Raw genomic sequence first — 25,753 nt, forward strand, 5'->3', positions numbered from 1 at the left:
CTAGTCCCATTCCAGGCCGCCGCGCCGCCACACGTACGCGTACGCGACGAAGACGGTGAGCACGAAGAGCAGCATCTCGACGAGCCCGAAGATCCCCAGGGCGTCGAAGGTGACCGCCCAGGGGTAGAGGAAGACGATCTCGATGTCGAAGACGATGAAGAGCATCGCCGTCAGGTAGTACTTGATGGGGAAGCGGCCCCCGCCGGCCGGAACCGGGGTGGGTTCGATGCCGCACTCGTAGGCTTCGAGCTTCGCCCGGTTGTAGCGCTTGGGGCCGATCAGCGTGGCCATGACCACGGAGAAGATCGCAAACCCTGCCCCGAGGGCGCCGAGCACGAGGATGGGCGCGTACGCATTCACGCTCCCCGCTCCTTCCAGTCGTCCTTGACCGTTCGACCGCTGAGCCCGACGGGGATGTCCCACCTCGCGAAGATCATGCACATGTGAGGCAGTTCACAAGCCGGACTGCTGCGCATCTTATGCCCGCCCGTCTGTGATCTGCGACACGGGTAACAGGACCGAGTTTGTGATCTCCACCACGAGACGAAGGATCATGAAGCCCGATCAGGGGTGATCTTCATACCGGAAGCACACAAGTGGTCACCATAGGTGACATCCGAGGGTGTTTTCGCAGGTGGGGGTGGGGGCGTACTATCAAACGATGGAGCCTGCACGCAAATTGGCCCACGGGGTACCGCAGTGGTATAGGAACCCGCGTCGCCCGGCAGGGGGAGTCCGTGCGTACGCGAGTGGACGCCGATGCGTCGGGGCCGCGGTGATCACCGCGCACCGGGGTCCGGTGCGCCCCGGGGCATCCGCGGCAACGGCGAGCGGGACCGCGTGCACCGGTTCACGAGCGCGCGTCGGGTGGACGACGGCGGCAGGCGGCGGGGTGGCGGCAGGCGGGCGGACGGTGACGGGCGGCCGACGGCGGGCGGAGGGCGGCGGGCGGCAGGCGGCGGGCGGCAGGCGGCGGGCGGCAGGCGGGCGGCTCGCACGCCGGCCCGCCCGGACCCCCGCACCGAACTCGTCCGCAGTGGCGCAAACGTGACGGTCCTGTGAGCTCGACCACGCGGAATTCGCTTCCGCGAAAGGGGGCTTGGCCATCGGTGCCGTCGGATGGTAGGCGCCGGGGCAATTCGGGCGTATTGATCAAAGGCAAAGATCAGAGCCTTGCAGGCGACTGTCCGATTCGTCCGTTACGGCGTCAATGAGCCATCCGACACGCCCGGTTCGCGCCACGGCGCGGCCAACTGTGGCGGAGACCACGTTTCTTGAAGGGAACCGCGAACGGCTGATAGCGGTTGTCCCCATGTCCCATACCGCTCACATACCCAGCCACCGGAAGCCCCGCCCCCGCCTCGCGAGGCTCGCGGTGCGCGCCGGAGTTGCCGGTGGCGTCCTCAGCACCCTGGCGATGACGGGGCCGGCGAGCGCGGCCCCGGCCTCCGAGCCGGTGACCGACACTCAGGAGATGCCGGTCCTCAAGCTGGACGTGGCCGCCGACGTCTCCTCGGCCGTGACCGAGTCGGCCGACGCCACCTTCGCGGCCGCCCTCGACGGCGAGCTCACCGCCCACGAGCACGCCGCCGAGAAGAGCGCCGCCGCCGAGGCCAGGAAGGCCAAGGCCGCGGCCCGCGCCGAGGCCGAGGCGGAGAAGAAGGCGGAGGCCGAGCGCAAGGCCGCCGCCGAGCGCGCCTCCCGCACCTCCACCCGCACCAAGCTGACCGGGAACTCGGGCTCGGGCTCCTCCGGCTCCGGTTCGGACTCCGGCTCCTCGGACTCCGGATCGTCGAGCACCGCCACCGGCTCCGCCGCGGCGATCGTCGACTTCGCACTGGCCCAGGTCGGCAAGGCGTACGTGATGGGTGCCACCGGCCCCTCCGCCTACGACTGCTCGGGCCTGGTCCAGGCCGCGTTCCGGCAGGCGGGCATCTCCCTGCCGCGGACCTCGCAGGAGCAGTCCACGGCCGGCACCCAGGTCTCGCTGAGCAACCTCCGGGCCGGCGACATCCTGTACTGGGGCGGCGCGGGCAGCGCCTACCACGTGGCCGTCTACATCGGCGGCGGCAAGTTCGTGGGCGCGCAGAACCCCAGCACGGGCATCGTCGAGCGCTCGCTGAGCTACGACGCCCCGTCGGGCGCCGTGCGCGTCCTCTGACGCACGGACCGGAAGGGCCGGCACTCCCCCGCTCGGGGGCGGAGTGCCGGCCCTCCGGCACGTCCGGCGCGGCCTCCGGCGTGCCGGCGCGGACGCGTCCGGCGCGGCCCGGCCCTCAGGCGAACGTGGCGGCCAGCCTGAACCGCTGCTCGCGCTGCCGCGCGTAGAGGGCCAGCGTCTCGGCGTGCTCCTCGATCAGGCGCTGCTGGTAGGCCGCTTCGGCCGCCGCCCACACGCCGACCAGGTTGACCTCGCGCTTGCACGCCACGTCGCGCACGGCCGCCCGCACCGCCCGGGGTCCGCCCGGGTCCGCCGCCAGGCCGAGCCTGCGCTGCACGTCGTACGGGCCCGGCAGGTCCGGGTAGCCGCCCCGCGCCATGCACGCCGACCACTTCGCGAGCACGGCCCGCACCCGCGAGTCCCGTCCGGCCCGGGTGTGCGCCTCGGAGGCCAGCCCGAACGCGTACAGCAGGTCCACGCTGTCCTTGGCGGGCGCGTAGAGCTTGCGGTACCCCTCGCGCTGGCAGCCGCCCGGCGGCACCGGTCGGCCGCCCACCGTGATCCCGCTGGGCGTTTCGTCCGCTTCCTCCTGGGTGCGCGGGTCCGGGCCCGACGTGCCGGGGACGCCCGGCCGTTCGCCGTACATCACGGTGTACGCGCTGTCGCCGAGCGGCGGCCCGTGCGGCTTGGGCGGTCGGGGCGCGCCGGCGTCCTTGTCGTACCCGTGCGCCGCCGCGTACGCCGGATCGGCGAGGCCGTACAGGTACCGGTGCCGGTCCCCGGCGGCCGCCGCGGCCGCCGCGGGGGCGGGCGGGGCGGGCGGGGCGGGCGGGGCGGGCGGTGCCGCGTACCCGAAGCCGTACCGGGCCATGCAGCGCGCCGTGAGCCGGTCCTGGACGGCGTCCATCCGCCGGTTCTCCTCCGCCGTGTCCTGGTACGCGTCCAGGGGGAGGGCGAGCGAGGCGGTGGCGGGATTGACCGCCACGGTGCCCAGCGGCGGCTCGGCCGCCCCCTCCGCGTCGCCGGGCCCCGACCCCGAGCAGCCGGTCAGCACGAGGACGGCGGTGAGGGCGGCCGCGAGGCCCGCCGGGACGGGGCGGGCGCGGACCGGGAAATTCCTGCTCATGCGCGTGCTTTCCGTCCGGCCGATCAACCGAACTTGTAGACGGACGACGAGATCCGGTTCTTGAACGTGCTCGACGCGTCCCCGCTATACCCCTTGGGTATGTAGCCCAGACTTCCGTCGTAGTACGTGTCGGTCCAGACCTCCCACGTGACCACGTCGCGGTTCCGGTAGGACTCCGTGTTGTCGTTGACGTTGCGCCCGTATCCGAGGCAACCGGACGGGCCGCGGAACGCGTCGTCGGTGAAGTTCACGTCCGCGCCGCTCAGGTCGAATACGCAGCCGACGGTGCCGGATTCGTAATAGAGGCCGAACTCGTCGGCCTCCAGGTAGCCGTTCTTCGCGTAGGCGGCCGCGGGGGTCGCGGCGGCGAGCGCGACGGCGCCGAGGGCGGCGGCCGCGACCGAAGCGGAAGCCAGTCTGCGAAGTGTCTGATTCATCGCCTATTCCTCACCGTTGGGGGTTTTTGGGCTCACAGGCATCGCGTGACACGGCAGTGCCGCCCCGGGATTAAACGGGCTGCGCTATCCGCGCACAAGCGGGCTTTCGAGGTTGGCCGATAGTCGTCTGGGGCACCCTGGAATCCCCTCATAACCTTCACGTCCATGCCAAGCGCCCCGATGCGGCCGCGAATTGCGACTGCCGTCCTCCTTATGTCCCTTTCGCTCGCCGCGTGTACCGGTGGGAATGACCCTGCGGAGAGCGACGGTCCGCCGCCGACCGCGGAGGAAATCGCGTATTACGACTGTCTGAAAGGGCAGGGGCTGGAAATCTGGCACACGGACTCCGGAGCCCCCCGGCTGGACAAGTCCCAGCCGCCGGACGAGGTCGCGGCCGCCGAGAAGGCCTGCTTCGCCCTCCTGCCCCCGCCGCCCAGCCCCCAGCCGGTCCCGCCCGAGGAGATGGCCGCGGCCCGCGAGGAGACCGCCTGCATGCGCCGCGAGGGCGTCACCTGGTACCCGGACCCGAAACCCGTCACGGGCGAGTTCGACGACACGAAGCTGACCCGGGAACAGGTGCACAGCCTGAAGACGACGTACGCCGAGCAGCTGCGCAAGTGCCGGCGGCCGGGCGGGAGCGACGACGGGGAAGGCGTCCTGGGCGGATGAGCACGCTCGTCCGGGGACGGCGCGCGGTACTCGGCATCGCCGCCGGGGCGGCCCTGATGACCACCGGCGGCCTGCTGGCCACCGCGTTCGTGAAGTCCCCCGCCCAGCTCGCCGCCGAGACCGGGCCCCCGCCCCAGGGGCCGCTGCTCGCGGAGGTGGAGCGCCGGGTGCTCGCCGAGACCGTGGTCATGCGCGGCACCGTGGTGGCGGGGCAGACGGTGCAGGTCGCCCCGCAGGGCGGCGAGGGCCGGGCCGTGGTGACCCGGCTGCCGGTGGCGGCCGGGGCACCGGTGCGGGCCGGGCAGGTGGTGGCCGAGGTCTCGGGCCGGCCCGTGTGCGCGCTGCCCGGCGCCCTCCCCGGCTACCGGGACCTGCGCCCGGGGGCCGTGGGCGCCGACGTGGCGCAGCTCCAGCGGGCCCTGCGCGGGCTGGGCCACCCCACGGGCGGCGACCCGGCGGGCGTGTTCGGCGCCGGCACGAAGGCCGCCCTGGCGGCGCACTACCGGGCCGTCGGCTACGACCCCCTGCCCGCGGTCGCGGACGGCGGGGCCGCCGTGGCGGCCGCCCGTACCGCGGTGCGCGACGCCCGGTGGGCCCTGGAGGACGCCGAGGCCGTCGCGGCGGCGGCCGCCGCACCGGACGGTGGTGGCACGGGGCCGGACAGCCCGGGTACGCCCGCGCCGACCGTCCCCGGACCGGGGCGGCCCACCGCCCCCGGCTCCCCGGGCCCCGGCGGCTCGCCCGGCTCGCCCGGGCCGGGCGCGGGCGCGCCGGAGCGGAGGGCCAAGGGCAGCCTCCGCCGGGAGGTGGCCCGGGCGCGCGAGACGCTCGCCGCCGCGCGGGCCGAGCTGGCGGCGGCCGAGGCGGCCGCCGGGCCGATGCTGCCCGCCGCCGAGGTGGTCTACGTACGGTCCTTCCCCGCCCGGGTCAGCCGGATCGCGGCCGCCGTCGGCGCACCGGCCACCGGTCCGGTCCTCACCCTCTCCGCGGGCGAACTCGTGGTCGAGGCCTACCTCAAGGACGACAAGCGGCTGCTGCTGCGGCCCGGGCAGCCCGTGACCGTGTCCTCGGAGGCCGCCGGCAAGGACGTCCGCGGCACGGTCCGGCTGGTCGCCACCGAGCGGACCACGGGCCGGCCCCCGTCCGCCGCCGGGGCGGCGGACCCGGGCGCGGGCACCGGCCCGGGGGACGGCGCCGGCGGCGGTCCCGTCGACCTCGGCTACCGGATGGTGGTCCGCCCGGACCGCCCGCTGCCCGCCGAGTTCGCCGGGCAGGACGTCCGGCTCACCGTCGAGGCCGCCGCCACCCAGGGGCCCGCCCTGGTCGTGCCCGTCACCGCCGTGTCGGCCGGGGCCGACGGCCGTACGGTCGTCACGGCGGTCGACGCCGCCGGCGACCCGCGCCGGGTCGAGGTGCGCACCGGCACCACCGGCGACGGGTTCGTCGAGGTGGCCCCCGCCGTGCCGGGCGCCCTCGTCCCCGGCACCCGGGTCGTCACCGGCACCGCCCCGGGAGCGCCCCGATGAGGCTGCTGCGGCGCCGGGCCGCCCCCGGCGCCGCCGCCCCGGCCGGGGCCCCCGTCATCGAGTTCCGCGGCGTCGGCCTCACGTACCCGGGGCCGCCGCCCGTCGAAGCACTGGCGGACTGCGACCTGGCCGTCCGGCGTGGGGAGTTCGTGGCGGTCGTCGGCCCCTCGGGCTCCGGGAAGTCGACCTTCCTCAACGTCGCCGGGCTGCTCGACTCCCCCACCCGCGGCCGGTACCTCCTCGACGGGATCGACACCGGCGCGCTCGGCGACGCCGCGCGCACCGCGCTGCGGGGCCGGCGCATCGGGTTCGTGTTCCAGGCCTTCCACCTGCTGCCCCACCTCACCGCCCTGGAGAACGTCGCCCTCGCCCGGCTCTACACCGGACTCCCGCGCGCCGAACGCCTCGTGCACGCCCGCGACACCCTCGACCGCGTCGGCCTCGGGCACCGCACCGACGCCCCGCCCGGCCGGCTCTCGGGCGGTGAGCAGCAACGGGTCGCCATCGCCCGGGCCCTCGCCGGGCGGCCGTCGCTGCTGCTGTGCGACGAGCCGACCGGCAACCTCGACTCCGCCAACGCGGCCTCCGTCCTCGGGCTGCTGGAGGGACTGCACGCCGCCGGCATGACGGTGGTCGTCATCACCCACGACCCGGCCGTGGCCGCCCGGGCCGACCGGACCCTGACCATCCGCGACGGGCGGGTGGGGACATGACGACGACCGCGACCCGGCCCGGGACGGACCGGGACACCGGGGGCGCCGAGCGCACCCGGATGACCGTCCGCGACCTGTTCGGCGAGGCCTTCGCGGGGATCCTGCGCCGGCCCGGCCGCGCGGCGCTCACCGCGCTCGGGACGGTGCTCGGCGTGGGCAGCCTGGTGGCGGTACTGGGGCTGACGGCGACCCTCGCGGCCCGCATCGACGGGCGGTTCGACGCGCTCACCGCCACCGCGGTGACCGTCGAGGACGTGGCCGTGCAGCAGGACGGGTTCGCCGGACCCGGCTTCCCCGCGGACGCGGAGCGCCGCATCGGCGTGCTGGCCGGCATCCGCGACGCGGGCGTCTGGTGGCCCGTACGGCTGCCGGGGCCGGGCGGGGACGGTGCGGGCGGCACCGGAACGGGCGCCGACGCGGGCGACGGGGCCGGCGGCGATGCCAGCGCCCCCGTGCTCGCCGCCTCGCCCGGCGCCGTCCGGGCGACCGTCCCGCGGCTGCGCGAGGGCCGGCTGTACGACGGGTTCGCCGAGCGGACCCGGCAGCGGGTGGCCGTCATCGGCCCCGGGGTCGCCGACCGGCTCGGCATCACCACGCTCGCGGCCCGGCCCGCGGTGCGCATCGGGGGCGAGCCGTTCCTGGTGGCCGGGATCCTGGCCGACGTACGCCGGCAGCCGGACGCGCTGCTGTCCGTCCTGGTGCCGCGGTCCACCGCCGAGGAGCTGTGGGGGCCGCCCGCGCCGGGGAGCGCGCGCATGCTGATCGCCACGCAGCTGGGCGCGGCGCGGCAGGTGGCGTCCCTCGCGCCGGTCGCGCTGCGGCCCGACCACCCCGAGTACCTGCGGGCGGTGCCGCCGCCCGACCCGCGGGCCCTGCGGACCACGGTGACCTCGGACCTGGGGGCGCTGTTCCTGCTGCTGGCCTCGGTGTGCCTGGTCATCGGCGCGGTCGGGATCGCCAACACGACGCTGGTGGCGGTGCTGGAGCGGCGCGCGGAGATCGGGCTGCGACGGGCGCTGGGGGCGCGGGGGCGCCACGTGGCGGCGCAGTTCCTGGCGGAGTCGGGGGTGCTCGGTGCGCTGGGGGGGCTGGTGGGGACGTCGGTGGGGGTGGTGACGGTGGTGCTCGTCGCGGTCGTGCGGTCGTGGACCCCCGTCGTGCCCGGGTACGTCGTGGGGTTCGCGCCGCTGGTCGGGCTGGGGGTGGGGCTCCTCGCGGGGGTGCACCCCGCGGTGCGGGCGGCGCGCGTCGCCCCCGCCGAAGCCCTCCGCCGCTGACCGGTCCAGGGCCGGGCCCGGGCCGGTCGGGTCCCGGGCCGGTTCCGGCCCGACCGGCCGCCCGCCCGCCCGCCGCCCGCCCGCGGGCCGTTGCCCTGCGGGGCCGGCTCCCCTCCCCGCCCCTTCCCGAAACCGTGGGCTCCGCCCCCGGACCCCCGCGCCTCAAACGCCGGCGGGCTGGATTTCCAGCCCCGCCGGCGTTTGAGGCGAACCGGCGCGGAGCGCCGGAACGGGTCCGGGGCGGAGCCCCGGGAACGGTGAAAGGGCGGGTAGGGGAGCGGCCCCGCAGGGCAACGGCCCGCACCCGGCGGACGGGAGCCCGCGGACGGAGCCGTGGCCCGGACGGCGTCAGGCCTTCGGGGCCACCTTCGAGAGGCCGTTGATGATGCGGTCCATCGCGTCGCCGCCCGACGGGTCGGTCAGGTTCGCCAGCATCTTGAGCGTGAACTTCATCAGCATCGGGTGCGTCAGCCCCCGCTGCGCCGCGATCTGCATCACCTTCGGGTTGCCGATCAGCTTCACGAAGGCGCGGCCCAGCGTGTAGTAGCCGCCGTAGGTGTCCTTGAGGATCCGCGGGTAGTGGTGCAGCGCCAGCTCGCGCTGCGCCGGGGTGGACCGCGCGTGCGCCTGGACGACGACCTCGGCCGCGATCGCGCCCGACTCCATCGCGTAGGCGATGCCCTCGCCGTTGAAGGGGTTCACCAGGCCGCCGGCGTCGCCGACCAGCAGCAGGCCCTTGGTGTAGTGCGGCTGGCGGTTGAAGGCCATCGGCAGCGCGGCACCGCGGATCGGGCCCGTCATGTTCTCCGGCGTGTAGCCCCAGTCCGCCGGCATCGACGCGCACCAGGCCTTGAGCACCTCGCGCCAGTCCAGCTCCCGGAAGGCCTTGGAGGAGTTGAGGATGCCCAGGCCCACGTTGGACGTGCCGTCGCCCATGCCGAAGATCCAGCCGTACCCGGGCAGCAGCCGGTCCTGCGGGCCGCGCCGGTCCCACAGCTCCAGCCAGGACTCCAGGTAGTCGTCGTCGTGCCGCGGGGACTCGAAGTACGTGCGGACGGCGACGCCCATCGGCCGGTCCTCGCGCCGGTGCAGGCCCATGGCCAGCGACAGGCGCGTGGAGTTGCCGTCGGCCGCGACCACCAGCGGGGCGTGGAAGGTCACCGGGGTCTTCTCGTCGCCCAGCTTCGCGTGCACGCCCGTGATGTGCCCGGTGCGCGGGTCGCGGATCGGCTCGCCCACGTTGCACCGCTCGTAGAGCCGCGCGCCCGCCTTCTGCGCGTTGCGGGCCAGCTGCTCGTCGAAGTCGTCGCGCTTGCGCACCAGACCGTAGTCGGGGAACGACGCAAGATCGGGCCAGTCCAGCTGGAGCCGCACCCCACCGCCGATGATGCGCAGGCCCTTGTTCCGCAGCCAGCCGGCCTCTTCCGAGATGTCGATGCCCATGGCCACGAGCTGCTTGACCGCGCGCGGGGTCAGGCCGTCGCCGCAGACCTTCTCGCGCGGAAAGGCCGTCTTCTCCAGGAGCAGGACGTCGAGTCCGGCCTTGGCCAGGTGGTACGCGGTGGCGGAGCCGGCCGGCCCGGCCCCGACGACGATCACATCAGCGGTGTGCTCGGAGAGTGACTCGGCCACGGCGGGTTCTCCCGACGACTCGAAATTTCTGCGTGCCGAAGGCACAGGACATGGGCAGTCTATGCAGCGACGAGCGATCACCACCGAGAAGGGCCGCCCCGATGACCAAGCTGCTCCCCGACGTCCAGTTGCGCGTGCCGACCGAGGAGGACGCCTACGCCTGGCACCGGGTGTTCAACGATCCCGAGGTGATGCGCTTCCAGGGCGGGCCCGCCGAGCTCTCGGTGTACGAGGAGCTGACCGCGCGCCAGCGGATGCACGACGCCCAGCTGGGCTTCTGCTTCTGGACGATGCTCGACGAGGCCGGCGAGGTCATCGGGTTCACCGGTGCGCAGCCGTGGCCGCGCGAGTGGGGCCCGGTGGGCGGCATAGAGATCGGCTGGCGGCTGGCCCGGCCGTACTGGGGCAAGGGGTACGTCACCGCGGCGGCCCTCGAAACCATCGAAAGGGTGCGGGCGGCCGGCGTGCCGGAGGTGGTGGCGATGGTCGAGTCCACGAACGTCCGCTCGATCGCGGTGGCCGAGCGCCTCGGGATGGAGCTGGCGGAGGTGTTCGCGCTGAGCGGCGGCGAGCGCCGGGGCCACCGCTACCGGCTGGCGCTCTGAGGTCCCGGCCCATACGACGTCCCGCGGCGGCGCCCCGCGTCAGAAGACCGACAGCCCCGTCAGCGTCGTGAACCGGTCGAGCGCGGCGACGCCCGCCACCGAGTTGCCCCGCTCGTCCAGGCCCGGGCTCCACACGCACAGCGTGCACCGCCCGGGCACCACGGCGACGATCCCGCCGCCGACGCCGCTCTTGCCCGGCAGGCCCACCCGGTACGCGAACTCGCCGGCGGCGTCGTACGTGCCGCAGGTCAGCATCACCGCGTTGACCTGCTTGGCCTCGCTGCGGGTGAGCAGCCGCGAGCCGTCGGCGAGCAGCCCGTGCCGGGCCAGGAAGCGGGCGGCCAGTGCGAGGTCGGCGCAGCTGGTCTCGATCGAGCACTGCCAGAAGTAGTGGTCGAGCAGGGTGGGCACCGGGTTGGCGATGTTGCCGTACGAGGCCATGAAGTGGGCCAGCGCCGCGTTGCGGTCGCCGTGCGCGGACTCCGACGCGGCGACCTCGGCGTCGAAGGCCAGGTCCTCGTTGCCGCTCTCGCGCCGCAGGAACTCCAGGAGTTCGCTGCTCGCGTCGCCGGTCCAGGTCTGCAGGCGGTCGGTGACGACGAGGGCGCCCGCGTTGATGAACGGGTTGCGCGGGATGCCGTTCTCGTACTCCAGCTGCACCAGGGAGTTGAACGGGTTGCCGGAGGGCTCGCGGCCCACGTGGTCCCAGACGCTGTCCCCGCCGTGCGCGAGGACGAGCGCCAGGGTGAAGACCTTGGTGATGGACTGGGCGGAGAACGGCACGCGCCAGTCGCCGACCCCGAAGACGTTCCCGTCGACGTCGGCGACCGCGATGCCGAAGCGTTTCGGGTCGACCTCCGCCAGGGCCGGGATGTACGCGGCCGGCTCGCCGCTGCCGACGAGCGGGGCCACGTCGGCCGCGACCTGCTCCAGGACGGCCTGGTAGTCCACCACCGTGCTCATGCCCGTTCCCTGTCCGTGTCCGTGCCGTGGTGCCGGGTGCGGGCTACTCGGCGGGCTTGGTGCCGCGGTGCAGGGCCACGATGCCGCCGGTCAGGTTCCGCCAGGCGACCGAGGTCCAGCCGGCCTTCTGCAGCAGCTGGGCCAGCGCGGGCTGGTCCGGCCACTCCCGGATGGACTCGGCGAGGTAGACGTACGCGTCGGGGTTGCTGGACACGGCCCGGGCCACCGGCGGCAGGGCGCGCATCAGGTACTCGGTGTAGACGGTCCGGAAGGGCGCCCAGGTCGGCTGCGAGAACTCGCAGATGACCACCTTGCCGCCGGGCTTGGTGACCCGGTACAGCTCGCGCAGCGCGCCCTCGGTGTCCTGCACGTTGCGCAGCCCGAAGGAGATCGTGACGGTGTCGAAGACCCCGTCCTTGAACGGCAGCTTCGTGCCGTCGCCCGCGGTGAAGGGCAGGTGCGGGTGCTTGCGCTTGCCCTCGCGGAGCATGCCCAGCGAGAAGTCGCAGGGGACGACGTACGCGCCGGTGGCCGCGAAGGGCAGCGAGGAGGTCGCGGTGCCGGCGGCCAGGTCGAGCACCTTCTGCGCCGGACGGGCGCCCACCGCCCTGGCCACCTCCTTGCGCCACAGGCGGGACTGGCCGAGGGACAGCACGTCGTTGGTGAGGTCGTAGTTCGCGGCGACGTCGTCGAACATGCTGGCGACTTCGTGCGGCTGCTTGTCCAGGGAGGCTCGGGTCACGTGCCCATTGTGCCGGTATGCGGGCGCCCGAAGCCGAGCAGGGTACGCAGGTCGATCTCGACCGGGTACGGGTGCTCGGTGACCAGCACCTTCCGGTGCACCGGCGTCTCCGGGGCCTCGATGTACTCGCGGTGTCGGTGGTGCAGCCAGAACTCGTGGACGGCCAGGCTGCGATCGCGCCCGATCTCCACCCGCCAGTAGTACGGCACGAGTGCGCTCGCGAACAGAGCCGGCTTGCGCACCCGGTCGTCCTGGCGCGACCCGGGGGAGACCACTTCGACCGCCAACGCCAGCTTGTCGACGGGCACGCACTCGAGATCGAAGAAGTCCAGCCCCGTGGGGTCGTAGACGATCACGTCCGGCTTGGGGGTGTTGTGGTCGTCGTACATCACGCACTGCTCGGTGACCACCTCGAACGGCTCGACCCGTGCCAGCTCAAGATGCCGGGCGATCTTGTCGCGCACCACGTTGTGCCACAGCTTGGTCTGACCCCGGACCACCACGACTCCGTCCACGAGTTCCCAGTCGAAGGGGAGGTCGAGGTGTTTGACCTGGTCGAACCTCCAGCCGTCGGCGGGCGGGAACATCCAGTTGTCCTCGGTGACCCGCTCGTCTCGACCGGATGTCGCCATCACTGCTCCCATGAACGCGAGTGTGGACGCGGGCGTCGTACACGGCCCCGGATACGACAGTACCCACCCACGAAGGGATGACCACGGCCCGCGCGGAGTTGACGCGCGGGCGGGGGCCGGCGCGTCACCGCCCCCGGTACAGCAGCCGTCCGCCGAGGACCGTGGCGACGCAGGAGGCCGCGCCGCGGGTGAGGAGCGCCGGCTCGTCGGGGGCGTCGAAGACCGCGAAGTCGGCCGGGGCGCCGAGCGCGAGGGGGACGTGCACGGCCGCCGCGAGGGATCCGGCCGCGGCGAGCGGGTCCAGGTCCGCGGCCGACTCCGTGCGGTCCCCGGGGTCCGCCGCGGGGGCGGCCGGGCGCAGGCCCAGCCGGGCCGCCGGGGCGGTCAGCGCCGGGTCACCGGGCGGCAGGGCCACCGCCGTGGTGCCGTGCCGCAGCATCTGCTGGAGCCCGCGGCGCACGCTGCCCGCCATCCGCGCGGCGTCCGGGGCCAGGTCCGCGAGCGCCCGCGGTCCCAGCACCTCCGCGCCCAGCAGCGCGTACTCCCGCGGGTCCGGGAAGTAGCAGCGGGTCAGCAGCCACGCCGCGCGCGGCTGCCGCAGGCCCGGGGTGAGGACCCCGGGCCACTCCCGTATTCGGGCGGTGGGATAGGCCTCGGCCAGCTCCGCCTGCGGCCCGATCGCGGCGATCCGGTCGGCCTCGACCAGCAGCGCGCCGCCCGCCAGCGGGGCGGCAGCGCCCCCGGGCAGCACCAGCGGGGCCGCATGCAGCGTGCGCACGGCCGCGGCTCAGTTCGCGTCGAGGAGCTTCAGCTCGGGGTGGGCGGTGCCCCCCTCGAGCGCGGTGGAGGAGATGTGCGAGACGACGCGGTCGTCGACCGGGTCGTTCGCCGGGTCGTCGTGGACGACGACGTGCTCGTACGTCGTGGTGCGCTGGGCCGGGACGCGGTCCGCCTTGCGGATCAGGTCCATGAGCTCCTGGCGGTTGGAGCGGTGCTTCGCACCGGCCGAGGAGACCACGTTCTCCTCCAGCATGACCGAGCCCAGGTCGTCCGCGCCGTAGTGCAGGGACAGCTGGCCGGCCTCCTTGCCGACGGTCAGCCAGGAGCCCTGGATGTGCGCGACGTTGTCGAAGAACAGCCGGGCGATGGCGATCGTCCGCAGGTACTCGAAGATCGTCGCCTGGGTGCGGCCCTTGAGGTGGTTGTTCTCGGGCTGGTACGTGTACGGGATGAAGGCCCGGAAGCCACCCGTCCGGTCCTGCACGTCACGGATCATGCGCATGTGCTCGATGCGCTCGGCGTTCGTCTCGCCCGTGCCCATGAGCATGGTGGAGGTGGACTCCACGCCCAGGCCGTGGGCGATCTCCATGATCTCCAGCCAGCGCTCACCGGACTCCTTCAACGGCGCGATCGCCTTGCGCGGCCGCTCGGGGAGCAGTTCGGCGCCCGCGCCCGCGAAGGAGTCCAGGCCGGCCGCGTGGATCCGCTTGATCGCCTCCTCGGCGCTCACGCCGGAGATGCGGGCCATGTGCTCGACCTCGGACGCGCCGAGGGAGTGGATGACCAGCTGCGGGAAGTCCTTCTTGATGGCGGCGAAGTGCTGCTCGTAGTACTCCACGCCGAAGTCCGGGTGGTGGCCGCCCTGGAACATGATCTGCGTGCCGCCCAGCTCCACGGTCTCCGCGCAGCGGCGCAGGATGTCGTCGAGGTCGCGGGTCCAGCCCTTCTTCGTGTCCTTGGGGGCCGCGTAGAAGGCGCAGAACTTGCAGGCGGTGACGCAGACGTTCGTGTAGTTGATGTTCCGCTCGATGATGTACGTCGCGATGTGCTCGGTACCCGCGTAGCGGCGGCGGCGGACGGTGTCCGCGGCCGAGCCGAGGGCGTGCAGCGGCGCGTGCCGGTAGAGGTCCAGCGCCTCCTCGGCGGAGATCCGACCCCCCTCGGCGGCGCGGTCGAGGACAGACTGGAGAGCGGCCTGGTCGGTCACCGGTGCCTCACCTTTCGGTGGTGTCAGGAGCTGTCAAGAGGTACGGACCGATCCAGCCTACGCCAGCCCCCCGGGCCGGTTCCGTCAGCCCTGCCTGGTCAGGTCGCCCTCCGGGTTGCCGGCCGCCGCGTCGCCCGAGGCGTAGTGCAGCGTGCCGTCCGCGTTGAGGGTGAAGCGCTCGTTCGGGGAGCCGTCGGCGCACACGCCCGGGTGCGGATTGGGGCCGCCGCTGGTGTCGAGCACCAGCGAGCGGTCCGTGGCCTTCGCCAGCTTCCAGTCGCCGCTGCAGTCGTAGCGGGTGCCGAGCAGGTCCATCACGGACCTGTCGCGGCCCACGAACTCGCCGGTGCGACCCGCCTTGATGGTGATCTCGAACTGCACCGGCACGCCGAGGTTCCTGGTCTTCACCGTGCCCTTCCAGGTGCCGGTGAGGGCCGCCGGAACGGTGTCCCGGCCGGCGGCGCCGGTGTCGGGGGAGGACGTGCCCGGGCCCGCGGTGCGGGTGTCCGGGGTGCCGTCGCCGTCGTCGTCGGAGCCGCTCGGGCCGCGGGTGCCCGGCGTGGCACCCGGCCTCGACGCGTCGGAGCCGCTCGCGGAGTCGTGCCGCGCTCCCCGGCCCGGCAGCAGGTCCATGGCGTACAGCCCGCCCAGGCCCACCGCGGCCAGCGCGGCCGCCACCGCCAGGGTCACGGTGCAGCTGACCCGCCGTCCGGCCCGTGCCGAGACCGTCAGCCCGCCGGCCCCCTCGGCGGCGCCCCCCGCCGTCCCCGCGGAGTCCGCGGAGCCGCCCGCACCGCCGGCCGTCCGCGGGCCGGGGACGCCGGTCGCGGTGGCCGGGTACGCCGGGCCGTACGAGGCGTCCGGCGGCCCGTACGCCCCGCCTGCCGCCACCGCACCGGCCCCGGAGCCGTACGGGCCGGCGCCGGCGAGCGGGGTCCCCGCGGGGTCGGGGGTCCCGGTGCCCCCGGTCCCGGTCGCCGTGGCGTGCCGGGCCGCGCTGCCGTGGGCGCTCCCCGCCCCGTACGCGGCCGCGGAGCCCGTCGCGAACGGTGCCCCGGCGGTGGGCGCCGGGCCCGCGGTGTGCGCCGGGCCCGCGGGTTCCGCCGGGCCCGCCTCCAGGTCCAGCAGCCGGACCGCCGTCCGCGAGACCTCCTCGACCAGCGCCGGCGGCAGCCATCCCGCCACGTAGCCGGCCGCCGCCCCGCCCGGGGCCAGCGCCGCCGACAGCTCCGCGGGCGCGGGCCGGGCGGCCGGGTCCTTGGCCAGGCAGGCCGCCACCAGCTCGCGCAGCCCGCCCGCCCCCGGCACCCGGCCCAGCTCCGGCTCCTCGTGCACCACCTTGTAGAGGAGCGTGGCCGAGTTGTCGCCGGTGTACGGCGGCTCGCCCGTGGCCGCGTACGCCAGGACCGCGCCCAGCGAGAACACGTCCGCGGCCGCCGTCGTCCCCCTGCCCAGGATCTGCTCCGGCGCCATGTAGCCCGGCGAGCCGATCGAGACCCCGGTGGAGGTGAGGGAGGCCGTGCCGTCCGAGGCGCGGGCGATGCCGAAGTCGATGAGGCGCGGCCCGTCCAGGGTCAGCATCACGTTCGAGGGCTTCACGTCCCGGTGCACCAGCCCGAGCCCGTGCACCGCCGCCAGCGCCTCGGCCAGCCCCGCGCCCAGGGCCCGTACGCAGGCCTCCGGCAGCGGGCCGTGCGCGGCCACCGCGCGGTCCAGCGAGGGCCCGGCCACGTAGCCGGTCGCCACCCACGGCACGGCCGCCTCGGGGTCGGCGTCGAGGACCGGGGCCGTCCAGTCGCCGCCCACCCGGCGGGCGGCCGCGACCTCCCGGCGGAAGCGGGTGCGGAACTCCTCGTCGAGGGCGAAGTGCGGATGCACGATCTTGATCGCCACCGTCCGGCCGCCCGCGCTGCGGCCGAGGTAGACGCGGCCCATGCCGCCCGCCCCGAGCCTGCCGAGCAGCCGGTACCCGCCGATGTTCCGCGGTTCGTCCGCGTCGAGCGGATGCATGCGCGCCTCCCCTGCCTGTCCCGTCGGGCCTGCCACGGCCCCCGTGACGTCCGTCCCCCTGACGCGAGCACCCTAGCCGTGCCCGGCCCCCGCTTCCCCACGGCCGCGGCCACGGCCACCCGCGGCGCCGGCCCCCGGCCGCTTCCTCACATGAACGGCACATCCGATGAACACCGGATTAAGCGGATCTTGCCGGAGCGTGCGACCGTGTCCAGATGATCCACCGCGCCACGCCCCGTCCGACCGAGCCGCACCGCCCGATATCCCACGGGTCCGCGACGACCCGTGCGGGCGCCGCGTCCAGCGGGTCCGGCGCGCGCAGACGGATCGCCGCAGCGGTCGGGGCCGCAGCCCTCGCCGCGCTCCTGGCCGCCGGCTGCGGCGGCCCCGGCGCCCCGGTCAGCTTCGACGCCCCGAGCCCCTCGGCCGGCGCCCCGTCCGGCTCGCCGGGCACGGGCAAGCGGCAGCAGCGGGTCTCCCTCTCGGAGCGGCTGACGCAGCTGCCCACGGGGCCGCGCGCCGAGTTCCGCGAGGAGAGCCGGCTCGCCGACGGCACCACCATCGGCGTGACGACGTACACAGGACCGAAGTCGGGGTTCACGGGCCAGGTGTGGGTCTGGGCGCCGAAGCAGTACTTCGACCCGAAGTACGCCAACAGCGGCTTCCCCGTGCTGATCGCCCTGCCCGGCAGCTACGGCTACCCCCGCAACTACTGGATCGGTGCGGGCCTCGGGCTGCAGCGCAGCATCGCGCGCTGGTCGCAGGAGGGGAAGGGCCTGCCCTTCATCGTGGTGATGCCGGTGCTGAACCCGAACAAGAAGCACTACTACGACGGCAGCGACATCCCGGACCAGCCCAGGATGGGCACCTGGATGACGGAGGACGTGCCCGATCTCGTCCGGGCCAATTTCCGGACGTTCAAGACCCGGGACGGCTGGGCCTTCATGGGGTCGTCCTCGGGCGGATTCGTGGCCCTGAAGTCGGTGCTGCAGTACCCGGAGAAATTCAAGGCCGTGATCGCCTCCGGTCCGGACATCGTCCCCGACTCACCCTTGTGGGAGGGGTACGAGGATGAACGGGAAGCGAACAATCCGGAGCGGCTCGCCCCGCAGCTGATCGCCAATGGCGGACCCGACGTGTATCTGGCGTTCCAGGTGGGCTCGAAGGAGCACGGAACACTTCAGAAGGTGCAGAATTTCATCGACAATTTCGGCAAAGGTCCGGTCAAAACCCGCTTGCAGATCATCCAGGGCGGCGACCACAACGCCCGCACCTACATCGAGGGCATGAACGAGGGCACGATGAAGTGGATCAGCGACGTCCTCCAGCCCCCGATCCCGGCCTCCTGAGCGGTCCCGAGTCGGTCCCGAGTCGGCCCGGGGCGGGCCGTCGGGCGGGCCGTCGGGGCGGTCCCCCGGGGCGGGCCGCCCCGGCCCTCCGGGCCCTCTCGACGAGGGCCTGAGGGCGGCCGGACTACCGCTCGAGGAGCGCCACGTCCACGTGCCCGACCCCGGTGCGGCGGGCGAACTCCCGTACGCCGGCCAGCTGGTCGGGGCCGAAGCGGAAGTCCAGCGTGGTGAAGTACCGCTCGAGCAGCTCCGCGTCGAAGGCCTCCCAGCGGGCCGCCTGCTCGGCCACCTTGGTGACCTCCTCCAGCGACAGGTCGCGGGAGGCCAGGAACGCCTCGTGGACCTTGCCGACCACGACGGGCTCGCGCCGGAGGTAGTCCCTGCGGGCCGCCCACACGGCGAAGACGAACGGCAGCCCGGTCCACTCCTTCCACATGAGCCCCAGGTCATGGACCGTGAGGCCGAGCCGCGGGGCGTCGTGGAGGGAGGCCCGCAGGGCCGCGTCCCCGATCAGTACGGCCGCGTCCGCCTCCTGCATCATCAGGCCGAGGTCGGGCGGGCAGCTGAAGTACTCCGGGCGCACGCCGTACTGCTCGGCGAGCAGCAACTGGGCGAGCCGTACGGACGTCCGGGAGGTGGAGCCGAGGGCCACGCGGGCGCCGTCCAGCTGCTCCAGCGGCACCTGGGAGACGATCACGCAGGACATGACCGGGCCGTCGCAGCCGACCGCGAGGTCGGGGAAGGCGACGAGCGAGTCGGCGTTCTTCAGGAACTCGACGAGGGTGACGGGGGCGATGTCCAGCTCACCGGCCACGAGCTGCTCGCTGAGCTTCTCGGGGGTGTCCTTGGTGAGCTCCAGGTCCAGCAGCGTGCCGGTCCGGGCGAGGCCCCAGTAGAGCGGCAGGCAGTTCAGGAACTGAATGTGGCCGACCCGGGGCCGGCAGCGATTGGCGTCCACATCGCGAGACTAGCCGCCGGTGTTCGTCAGCATCGGACAGGGGTGTCAAACGTCCGGGTGACGTGATCTTTCCCTCTACCCCTGCGCGCACTCTGCGTGCTAGGCTCGACGCAAGTTGCAGTTTGGTTTCCCTTGCAGTACAGAGCCTGCGGAGCATGTGACCCCGCAGGCTTTTGTAGTTTTCAGACTTCTTAGCAGGTTCTGGAGCAGGGCAACCCTTTGGCCCAAGGAGGGCTTATGGCTACCGGAACCGTGAAGTGGTTCAACGCTGAAAAGGGCTTCGGCTTCATCGCCCAGGACGGCGGCGGCCCGGATGTCTTCGTCCACTACTCCGCGATCAACGCGTCTGGCTTCCGCTCCCTCGAGGAGAACCAGGTCGTGAACTTCGACGTCACGCAGGGCCCGAAGGGCCCGCAGGCGGAGAACGTCACCCCGGCCTAAGTTGCCCGGGCCGACCGGATCGCGGTCGGGATTAGCAGTACCCAAGGAGCCCCGCCCTCGCACGAGCGAGGGGACGGGGCTCCTGCCTTTGGGGGCTCCGGTGCTCTTCGGGGCTCCGCCCGTTCGGGGCACCGGCCCGGGGGCCGCCCCGAAGGGCGGGCCCCCGGGAGGGGCTACGGCTTGGTGGCCGGCGGGGTGGCCGACGCCTCCGGATTCGGGTCCTTCTCCGGGTCGGCGTCCGCCGCCTTCCTGACCTCCAGGTCGAGCACCAGCTCGATGCCGTCGGGCGTGGTCAGCCGGAGCCGGTAGGTGCCCGGCTCGACGTCCTCGGCGAGGCGGACGGCCGGGAGGTCGACCCGCCCCGACGCGTCGGCCGGCTTCAGCTCCAGCTTGCGTACGGTCCGCCCGTCGCCGTCCTGGAAGTACGGGCCGGTCTCGGCCGGCACCCACTCCCCGGCCTTGTCCTTCGCCAGCAGGCCGGCGGTCACCACGGTCCCGGCGACGCCCTTGCCGTCGGCGTCCGCGGCCAGCACGCTCACCGACTGCTTGAACTTCTCGTCGCCGACCTCGGCCACGAGCGCCTTGTCGGCGTCCTCGCCGGTGCGCACGAGCTTCCTGACGACCGGCGCCGGCTTCGGCGTGACGGTGCCCGCGTACTTCACCGTGTACTCGTGCGTCGTCCCGTACACCGTGGCCCGCAGGGTGAAGGCGCCCGGCTTGTCGCCGGCCTTGTCGCCCGCCCTGAGGACCGGTGCGGTGGCGATGCCGGCCGCGTCGGTCTTCACGACCGCGTGCGTCTTGCCCGTACCGGCGAAGACCGTGCCGGAGGTGTCGCCCTCGATCTCGAAGACCACGACCGCCTTCGCGGCCGCCTTGCCGTCGCTGAGCTTCGCCTTGGCCTGGGCCTTCTCCGTGAACTCGGAGCCCGCCTCGGCCTGCAGCGTGCCGTCGCCGAGCCGCTCCAGCCCGGCCACCGTGGGCTGCGGCTTCTCCGGCTTCGGCTTCTCCGGCTTGGGCTTCTCCGGCTTCGGCTTGGGCTTCGGCCTGGGCTGGGGCAGGGTCCGGTTCGGCGGGTCCGTGTACGGCGGCTGGGTCACGGGCGGGACCGTGTCGTTGGGCGGGACCGTGGCGGGCGGGTTCGTGACCCCGTCCACGCCGTTCTGGTACAGCCGCATCCATGCGAGCACCGTGTTCACGTACTCGCGCGAGCTGTTGTAGCTCAGGACGGCCCGGTCGAGGTCCTGGGCCCGCCGCAGGTCCTTGTCGCCGGCGCAGAGGTAGAGGCCGGCACCGAGGGCCGCGTCGTAGATGTTGTTGGGGTTGCGGGTGCCGTCCGCGTTGCCGTCGGCCCCCCACTGCGCCCAGGTGGACGGGATGAACTGCAGCGGCCCGACCGCCCGGTCGAACTGCCCGTCCCCGTCGAAGGCACCCTTGTCGGTGTCGAGGATCTTCGCGAAGCCGTTGCCGTCGAGGCGGGGGCCGCGGATCGGCCGCTCGGTCGATCCGTCCGCCTTCAGGCCGTAGGCGGAGGCGTGGACCGACTCGACCCGGCCGATGCCGGCGACCAGCTGCCAGGGCAGGTGGCAGTTCGGCAGCGCGGCGCCCACGGCCAGTTCGGCCCGCTTGTACGCGTCCAGGGCGGTCGCGGGGATCCCGTTGTTCGACGTGCCGCCGGGGCCCGTGCCGCCGGCGGTCGGCGGCGCGGGGGCGGCGAGGTCGGGCAGGGTCAGCCGCGGGTTGCCGCGGTCGGTGGCCTGCGGGCTGTCCGGGGTCGGAGCGGACTCGCCCGCGTCGGCGGTCGGCGGGTTGCCGACGACCGCGGCCGTGGTCAGGCTGGCCGCCAGGGCGGCCGTGCACAGCACCTTGCGCGAGGTGCTGATGAGATGTCGGCGAAGAGGCTTCACAGTGCGGCGTTCCCCCCAAGGCGTGCGGGCCGAGTCAAGCCGTGAATATTCACTGTCTATCAGGTCTTCGCCCTCGACTCGCCGTCCCCCCTCACCTTTATGACGGACTGTTCACCTGCCCGTCCCGGTGCCCTTCAGGGCAATGGTGCATAGCGGGCATTTCAGGAGCCCTGGGCGGGCGTTGAGGTCCGTCGGAGCCCGACGGCCACCGCGGAGCGAAGACGACGACCCGCGCGCCCGGAGCACACCGATTTATCACTATTCTTCCCCTTCGGGGGTGTCGCGCGGGTGAACCGGGCGGGAAGACACGCGCTTTCGCGGCCGCGCCCGGCAACGACCTGACGACACGTCACTGGGGTCTCCTCGCCTGCCCCCTCCACGGGACCGGTGGGAGAGCCGCCCTTGCGCACGCGCACCCGCAGCACCGCCCTCGCCGCCGCCCCCTCACTCTCGGCCGCCGCACCCCCGCGTCCGCCACCACCACCACCACCACGGGGGACGTGGACGCGGACGCGGACGCGGACGCACCACGGGACGCCGGGAAGCCCGGCGCCCTCCAACTACTGGGCCCCGTGCGGCGAGGCGTGACGCCCGTGCCCGGCGGGAGCCCTCACTCCCCCGCCGGGCACGAGCGCGTTCCGTGGGGCAGGGTGCCGTCCACCAGGTACGCGTTGACCTTGTCGCGCACGCAGGCGGAGGCCCCGTACCCGGTGTGGCCGTCGCCCTTGTAGTCGACGACCGTGACGTTGCCGAGCCGGGCGGCGGTCTCCTCGGTCCAGCGGTACGGGGTGGCCGGGTCGCCGCGGGTGCCGACGAGCAGGATCCGCGGGGCACCGGGGCGGTCTATCTTCCGTACGAAGTCGCTGCCCGCGGGGCGGCCGTAGCAGGCCAGCACCGTGCCGAGCTGGGCCGGACCGAAGACCGGGGAGGCGGCCTGGAACTCGGCCTGGAGCGACAGGATCTCCCGGATCACCGCGGCGGTGCTGCCGTCGCGGCGCCCGTCGGGGTCGTCGGCGCAGTTCACCGCGATCAGCGCGGCGTCCATGTTGTCGGCCGGCACCTCGGCGGTGCCGACGACGCCGCCCGTGCCACCGCTGCCCGAGGGCGTGGGATCGGGCTCGTACGGGGGCTCCGGGTCGGGGGCCACGGCACCGGCCAGCTCGATCAGGCCGCTCGGGTCGTGCTGCCGCTCCACGCGGGCGAGCGCGTCGGCGAGCAGCGGCCAGTTGGCCTGCGCGTACAGGGCGGCGCCGATCGCCACCACCGTGTCCTGGCCGGTGAACTGCGACCCGTCGTGGCCCACCAGCGGCTCCGCGTCCAGGTTCCGGATCAGTGCGCGGACGCGGTCCTTGGCGGTGCGGGCGTTGGTCCCGTACACGCAGTCCGGGCGGTGCGTGCACCAGGTCAGGAAGTTGTCGAGGGCGCGCTGCTGGCCCTCCGCCGTGACCCTCGCCTGCTCGGTGAGCGGCTCGGTGAGGTTGTCGACGCCGTCGAGGGCCATCCGGCCGGTGCGGTGCGGGAACTCGGCCGCGTAGGCCGCGCCGATCCGGGTCCCGTACGAGAAGCCGAGGTAGTCGAGGCGGCTCCGGCCCAGTGCCTGGCGCAGCACGTCCATGTCGCGGGCGACGTTGGCCGTGCCGACGTACGGCAGGACCGGCCCGGAGTGGCGTTCGCACGCCGTGGCGGTCGCGCGCAGGGACTGGAGCTGCTGGTCGGCGGTGGTGCCGGTGCCGGCCGTGGCCAGGGCCCCGCCACAGCTGATGGGGGCGCTCTGGCCGACACCGCGGGGGTCGAAGGCGACCAGGTCGTAGCTCTCGCGGAGGTCGGCGAAGCTGCGTGCGGCGACGGCGAGGGTGGCGACGCCGGGGACGCCCGGGCCGCCGAAGTTGAGGACGAGCGGGCCGCGGCGGTGCGGGCCGCTGGCGGGGATGCGGGAGACGACGAGGTCGACGGTGCCCTTGGCGGGGCGGGCGTAGTCGAGCGGGACGGTCAGCGTGCCGCAGCGCATGTCGGCGGGGCCGGGTTCGACGCACCGGCCCCAGGTGATCTGCTGCCGGTAGAACCGGGCGAGCGGGTCGCCGGTCGGCGTGGGGCTCGGGCCCGGGCCCGGCGCGGCGGCGAGCGCGGTGGCCGCCAGGACGGCGGCGCAGAGCAGGGTCGTGCGAGGCCGGTGCATCGGCACCTCCCAGGGGTCGTCCCCGCAGCCACCATACGGGCCGCCTCCGCACCCCGCCCGGCGTGCGGAGACCGGCCGCCCGGGGTACGGGCCGCCCGCACAGGGCGACGCCCCCGAACGGCACGGCTAACTCGTCCAGGTCCCGTACAACTCGTCGATCTCCCGCTCGAAGTCGCGGACGATCGCGGCCCGGCGCAGCTTCAGCGAGGGCGTCAGGTGCCCGGAGGCCTCACTGAACTCCACCGGCAGGACGGCGAAGCGGCGGATCGACTCGGCCCGCGACACGAGCCGGTTCGCGTCGTCCACGGCCCGCTGGAGGTCGGCCCTCAGCTCCTCGTCGTGCACCAGCTGGGCCATCCGCACGTCCTGCTTCTTGCGCATCTGGCGCCAGTGGAACAGCCCGTCGGGGTCGAGGGTGACGAGCGCGGCGACGTACGGCCGGTTGTCGCCGACGACCAGGCACTGGCCGACCAGCGGGTGGGCGCGCAGCCAGTCCTCCAGCGGGGCGGGGGCGACGTTCTTGCCCCCGGAGGTGATGAGGATGTCCTTCTTGCGGCCGGTGATGGTGAGGTAGCCCTCGGTGTCGAGGACGCCGAGGTCGCCGGTGGGGAACCACTGCTCGTGGTCGGTGGCCGGGACGACCGTCCCGCGCGCGGAGTCCCAGTAGCCGCCGAAGACGTGCCCGCCGCGCAGCAGCACCTCACCGTCCGCGGCGATGCGCACGGCGGTCCCGGGCAGCGGCCAGCCGACCGTGCCGAGGCGGGGGCTCAGCGGCGGGGTGACCGTACTGGCGCCGCAGGTCTCGGTGAGCCCGTACCCCTCGAACACCTCGATGCCGGCGCCGGCGTAGAAGGCGGCGAGGCGGTGGCCCAGGGGCGAGCCGCCGCTGATCACGTACTTGACGCGGCCGCCGAGGGCGCTGCGGATGCGTCGGTAGACCAGCGGGTCGTACAGGGCCCGGGCGGCGCGCAGGCCGAGGCTGCCGCGGTTGCCGTTGTGGTGGGCCTCGCCCCAGCGCTGCGCGATCCGGGCGGCGCGGTCGAAGGAGGACCCGCGGCCGATCTTCTCGGCCGTCGCGCGGCCGGTGTTGTAGACCTTCTCCAGGACGTACGGGATGGCGAGGAGGAAGGTCGGCCGGAAGCCGGCCAGGTCGGCGAGGAGCTCGTCGGTGGCGATGCTCGGCGCATGTCCGAGCTTGACCCGGGCGCGCATGCAGGCGACGACGACCATGCGCCCGAAGACGTGCGAGAGCGGCAGGAAGAGCAGCGTCGAGGCGGGATCCTTGCTGACCGACTTGAAGACGGGGTGCAGCAGTTCGACGGCGTTGTCGACCTCGGCGAAGAGGTTGCCGTGGGTGATGACGCAGCCCTTGGGGGTGCCGGTGGTGCCGGAGGTGTAGATGACGGTGGCCACGGTCTGCGGCGCGGTGTGGGCGCGCCGGGCGAGGACCGCCACGTCGGGGACGGCCTCACCGGCCCGGACGAGCTGCGCGATGGCCCCGGTGTCGAACTCCCAGAGGTGCACGAGCCCGGGAAGCTGGGCCCGTTCGCCGCTGATGAGCCGGGCCTGGGCGGTGTCCTCGACGGCGCAGGCGACGGCACCCGAGTCGTGGATGATCCAGCGCGCCTGCAGCGCGGAGGAGGTGGGGTAGATCGGCACGGTGATCAGCCCGGCGGCCCAGGCGGCGAAGTCGAGCAGGGTCCACTCGTACGTCGTCCGCGCCATGATCGCGATGCGGTCGCCCCATTCCAGGCCCTGGGCGATGAGCCCCTTGGCGACGGCCAGCACCTCGGCCGCGAACTCGGCGGCGGTGACGTCGCGCCAGCTGCCGTCGGGCTGCTTGCGGGCGAGCACGGGGGCGGTGGGGGCCTCCTGCGCGTTGAGGAAGGGGATGTCGCCCAGGGAGCCCTGGAGGGGCGGGGTGACCAGGGGCGGCACGTACACCTCCCGGACCACCTGCTGGACCACGGTCTTGACCGGAGCGCCGGGCGCGGGCGGCGGGGCGGACACGGACTGGGACACGGGCTCTCCTCGGCGACTCGGAGGTTACCGCCGGTAATTTACTGCTGGGTAAGCACGCCGTGAACCCCCACGCCACCGTTTCGCAGGGCCTTCGCACCCCCTGCGCACACCATGCGCAGACCATCCGCGGGTCCCCCACGGCCGGCGCACGTCACCGTCCCACCCCAGACCGCCCCTCGGCGTACGGTCCGACCGTGGCGCGGCACGCACCTCCGGGCTCCCGACCACCCCGCTGTACGGCGCACCTCCGCGCACCGACCGCCGAGCGGACCCAGCCCCCTCAACACCGCTGGCGGATGACCCCTTCCGACCCGCCCCCTCCGCCCCGTGGTGTGTGGGGGAGGCGCTTGACAGGGGTGGCAGGCTGGACCGGAGGCAGGCCCGGGCCAGGGGTGGCCGCAGGCCAGGGCGAAGCCCCTTGCC

Annotated in this window: 22 protein-coding genes; 8 read left to right on the forward strand and 14 right to left on the reverse strand. The window is 73.9% G+C overall.

Annotated features, from left to right (window positions below; all coding sequences use genetic code 11):
• On the reverse strand, nt 1-360 hold the full coding sequence (locus IF43_RS0118945; RefSeq protein WP_030201784.1) for an NADH-quinone oxidoreductase subunit A: 360 nt from the start codon (nt 358-360) through the stop codon (nt 1-3).
• Between the two features lie 952 nt (nt 361-1,312).
• On the opposite strand from IF43_RS0118945, the gene IF43_RS0118950 reads away from it, so the two are divergent.
• Nucleotides 1,313-2,161, forward strand: a complete 849-nt coding sequence (locus IF43_RS0118950; protein ID WP_030201787.1) for a C40 family peptidase — start codon at nt 1,313-1,315, stop codon at nt 2,159-2,161.
• A 115-nt stretch (nt 2,162-2,276) separates the two neighbouring features.
• On the opposite strand, the gene IF43_RS38155 is transcribed toward IF43_RS0118950, so the two are convergent.
• Entirely contained in the window at nt 2,277-3,287 is a 1,011-nt protein-coding gene (locus IF43_RS38155; protein ID WP_051795611.1) for a hypothetical protein, read from the reverse strand.
• Between the two features lie 23 nt (nt 3,288-3,310).
• Nucleotides 3,311-3,724: a peptidase inhibitor family I36 protein gene (locus tag IF43_RS0118960; RefSeq protein ID WP_051795613.1), complete on the reverse strand. Its 414-nt coding sequence runs from the start codon at nt 3,722-3,724 to the stop codon at nt 3,311-3,313.
• A 213-nt stretch (nt 3,725-3,937) separates the two neighbouring features.
• Here IF43_RS0118960 and IF43_RS41695 point away from each other — a divergent pair, with 213 nt between their 5' ends.
• Genes IF43_RS41695 through IF43_RS0118985 form a run of 4 tightly spaced genes read left to right on the forward strand, consistent with a single transcriptional unit; the run spans nt 3,938 to nt 7,909 of the window.
• Nucleotides 3,938-4,393, forward strand: a complete 456-nt coding sequence (locus IF43_RS41695; RefSeq protein WP_158939397.1) for a hypothetical protein — start codon at nt 3,938-3,940, stop codon at nt 4,391-4,393.
• Nucleotides 4,390-5,919, forward strand: a complete 1,530-nt coding sequence (locus tag IF43_RS43510) for a hypothetical protein (protein ID WP_037889114.1) — start codon at nt 4,390-4,392, stop codon at nt 5,917-5,919. Before IF43_RS41695 ends, IF43_RS43510 begins: the two co-directional genes overlap by 4 nt.
• Complete coding sequence (locus IF43_RS0118980; protein ID WP_051795615.1) at nt 5,916-6,632, forward strand: ABC transporter ATP-binding protein; 717 nt, start codon at nt 5,916-5,918, stop codon at nt 6,630-6,632. Before IF43_RS43510 ends, IF43_RS0118980 begins: the two co-directional genes overlap by 4 nt.
• Nucleotides 6,629-7,909 (forward strand): ABC transporter permease, encoded by a 1,281-nt coding sequence (locus IF43_RS0118985; RefSeq protein WP_030201806.1) that lies wholly within the window; start codon nt 6,629-6,631, stop codon nt 7,907-7,909. Before IF43_RS0118980 ends, IF43_RS0118985 begins: the two co-directional genes overlap by 4 nt.
• A gap of 348 nt (nt 7,910-8,257) precedes the next feature.
• Here IF43_RS0118985 and IF43_RS0118990 read toward each other — a convergent pair whose 3' ends face one another.
• Nucleotides 8,258-9,541, reverse strand: coding sequence for a geranylgeranyl reductase family protein (locus IF43_RS0118990; RefSeq protein WP_030201810.1), 1,284 nt, complete (start codon nt 9,539-9,541; stop codon nt 8,258-8,260).
• Between the two features lie 101 nt (nt 9,542-9,642).
• Here IF43_RS0118990 and IF43_RS0118995 point away from each other — a divergent pair, with 101 nt between their 5' ends.
• On the forward strand, nt 9,643-10,146 hold the full coding sequence (locus IF43_RS0118995) for a GNAT family N-acetyltransferase (RefSeq protein ID WP_030201813.1): 504 nt from the start codon (nt 9,643-9,645) through the stop codon (nt 10,144-10,146).
• Nucleotides 10,147-10,185: 39 nt separating this feature from the next.
• On the opposite strand, the gene IF43_RS0119000 is transcribed toward IF43_RS0118995, so the two are convergent.
• From IF43_RS0119000 to IF43_RS0119025, 6 genes are all read right to left on the reverse strand, one after another.
• On the reverse strand, nt 10,186-11,109 hold the full coding sequence (locus IF43_RS0119000) for a glutaminase (RefSeq protein WP_030201816.1): 924 nt from the start codon (nt 11,107-11,109) through the stop codon (nt 10,186-10,188).
• 43 nt (nt 11,110-11,152) lie between these two features.
• Nucleotides 11,153-11,851 (reverse strand): demethylmenaquinone methyltransferase, encoded by a 699-nt coding sequence (locus IF43_RS0119005; RefSeq protein WP_030201818.1) that lies wholly within the window; start codon nt 11,849-11,851, stop codon nt 11,153-11,155.
• Nucleotides 11,848-12,495 carry a Uma2 family endonuclease gene (locus IF43_RS0119010; protein ID WP_051795616.1) on the reverse strand — a complete coding sequence of 216 codons (648 nt, stop codon included), beginning with the start codon at nt 12,493-12,495 and terminating at the stop codon, nt 11,848-11,850. The genes IF43_RS0119005 and IF43_RS0119010 overlap by 4 nt, the downstream gene beginning before the upstream one ends.
• A gap of 112 nt (nt 12,496-12,607) precedes the next feature.
• Nucleotides 12,608-13,261 (reverse strand): hypothetical protein, encoded by a 654-nt coding sequence (locus tag IF43_RS0119015; RefSeq protein WP_030201823.1) that lies wholly within the window; start codon nt 13,259-13,261, stop codon nt 12,608-12,610.
• A 9-nt stretch (nt 13,262-13,270) separates the two neighbouring features.
• On the reverse strand, nt 13,271-14,470 hold the full coding sequence (gene mqnC, locus IF43_RS0119020; RefSeq protein WP_030201825.1) for a cyclic dehypoxanthinyl futalosine synthase: 1,200 nt from the start codon (nt 14,468-14,470) through the stop codon (nt 13,271-13,273).
• Between the two features lie 84 nt (nt 14,471-14,554).
• The gene (locus tag IF43_RS0119025) at nt 14,555-16,480 is read right to left on the reverse strand and encodes a serine/threonine-protein kinase (RefSeq protein WP_030201826.1); all 1,926 of its coding nucleotides are present in this window, start codon (nt 16,478-16,480) and stop codon (nt 14,555-14,557) included.
• 215 nt (nt 16,481-16,695) lie between these two features.
• On the opposite strand from IF43_RS0119025, the gene IF43_RS0119030 reads away from it, so the two are divergent.
• Entirely contained in the window at nt 16,696-17,829 is a 1,134-nt protein-coding gene (locus IF43_RS0119030; RefSeq protein WP_078910281.1) for an esterase family protein, read from the forward strand.
• Between the two features lie 124 nt (nt 17,830-17,953).
• Here IF43_RS0119030 and IF43_RS0119035 read toward each other — a convergent pair whose 3' ends face one another.
• Complete coding sequence (locus IF43_RS0119035; protein ID WP_030201832.1) at nt 17,954-18,787, reverse strand: menaquinone biosynthetic enzyme MqnA/MqnD family protein; 834 nt, start codon at nt 18,785-18,787, stop codon at nt 17,954-17,956.
• Nucleotides 18,788-19,024: 237 nt separating this feature from the next.
• Here IF43_RS0119035 and IF43_RS0119040 point away from each other — a divergent pair, with 237 nt between their 5' ends.
• Nucleotides 19,025-19,228 (forward strand): cold-shock protein, encoded by a 204-nt coding sequence (locus IF43_RS0119040; RefSeq protein ID WP_003967102.1) that lies wholly within the window; start codon nt 19,025-19,027, stop codon nt 19,226-19,228.
• A 173-nt stretch (nt 19,229-19,401) separates the two neighbouring features.
• Here the strand turns inward: IF43_RS0119040 and IF43_RS43515 are convergent, their stop codons facing one another.
• The 3 genes from IF43_RS43515 to IF43_RS0119055 form a co-directional block, all read right to left on the reverse strand.
• A complete protein-coding gene (locus IF43_RS43515; protein ID WP_030201835.1) occupies nt 19,402-21,132 on the reverse strand; it encodes a lytic transglycosylase domain-containing protein in 1,731 nt (576 codons plus the stop codon).
• A 610-nt stretch (nt 21,133-21,742) separates the two neighbouring features.
• Nucleotides 21,743-23,308: an alpha/beta hydrolase gene (locus IF43_RS0119050; protein ID WP_107048523.1), complete on the reverse strand. Its 1,566-nt coding sequence runs from the start codon at nt 23,306-23,308 to the stop codon at nt 21,743-21,745.
• Between the two features lie 126 nt (nt 23,309-23,434).
• Nucleotides 23,435-25,318, reverse strand: a complete 1,884-nt coding sequence (locus IF43_RS0119055) for a long-chain fatty acid--CoA ligase (RefSeq protein ID WP_030201839.1) — start codon at nt 25,316-25,318, stop codon at nt 23,435-23,437.
• Between the last annotated feature and the right edge of the window lie 435 nt (nt 25,319-25,753).

Source organism: Streptomyces sp. NRRL S-87, assembly GCF_000719335.1.
Classification (GTDB): Bacteria; Actinomycetota; Actinomycetes; order Streptomycetales; family Streptomycetaceae; genus Streptomyces.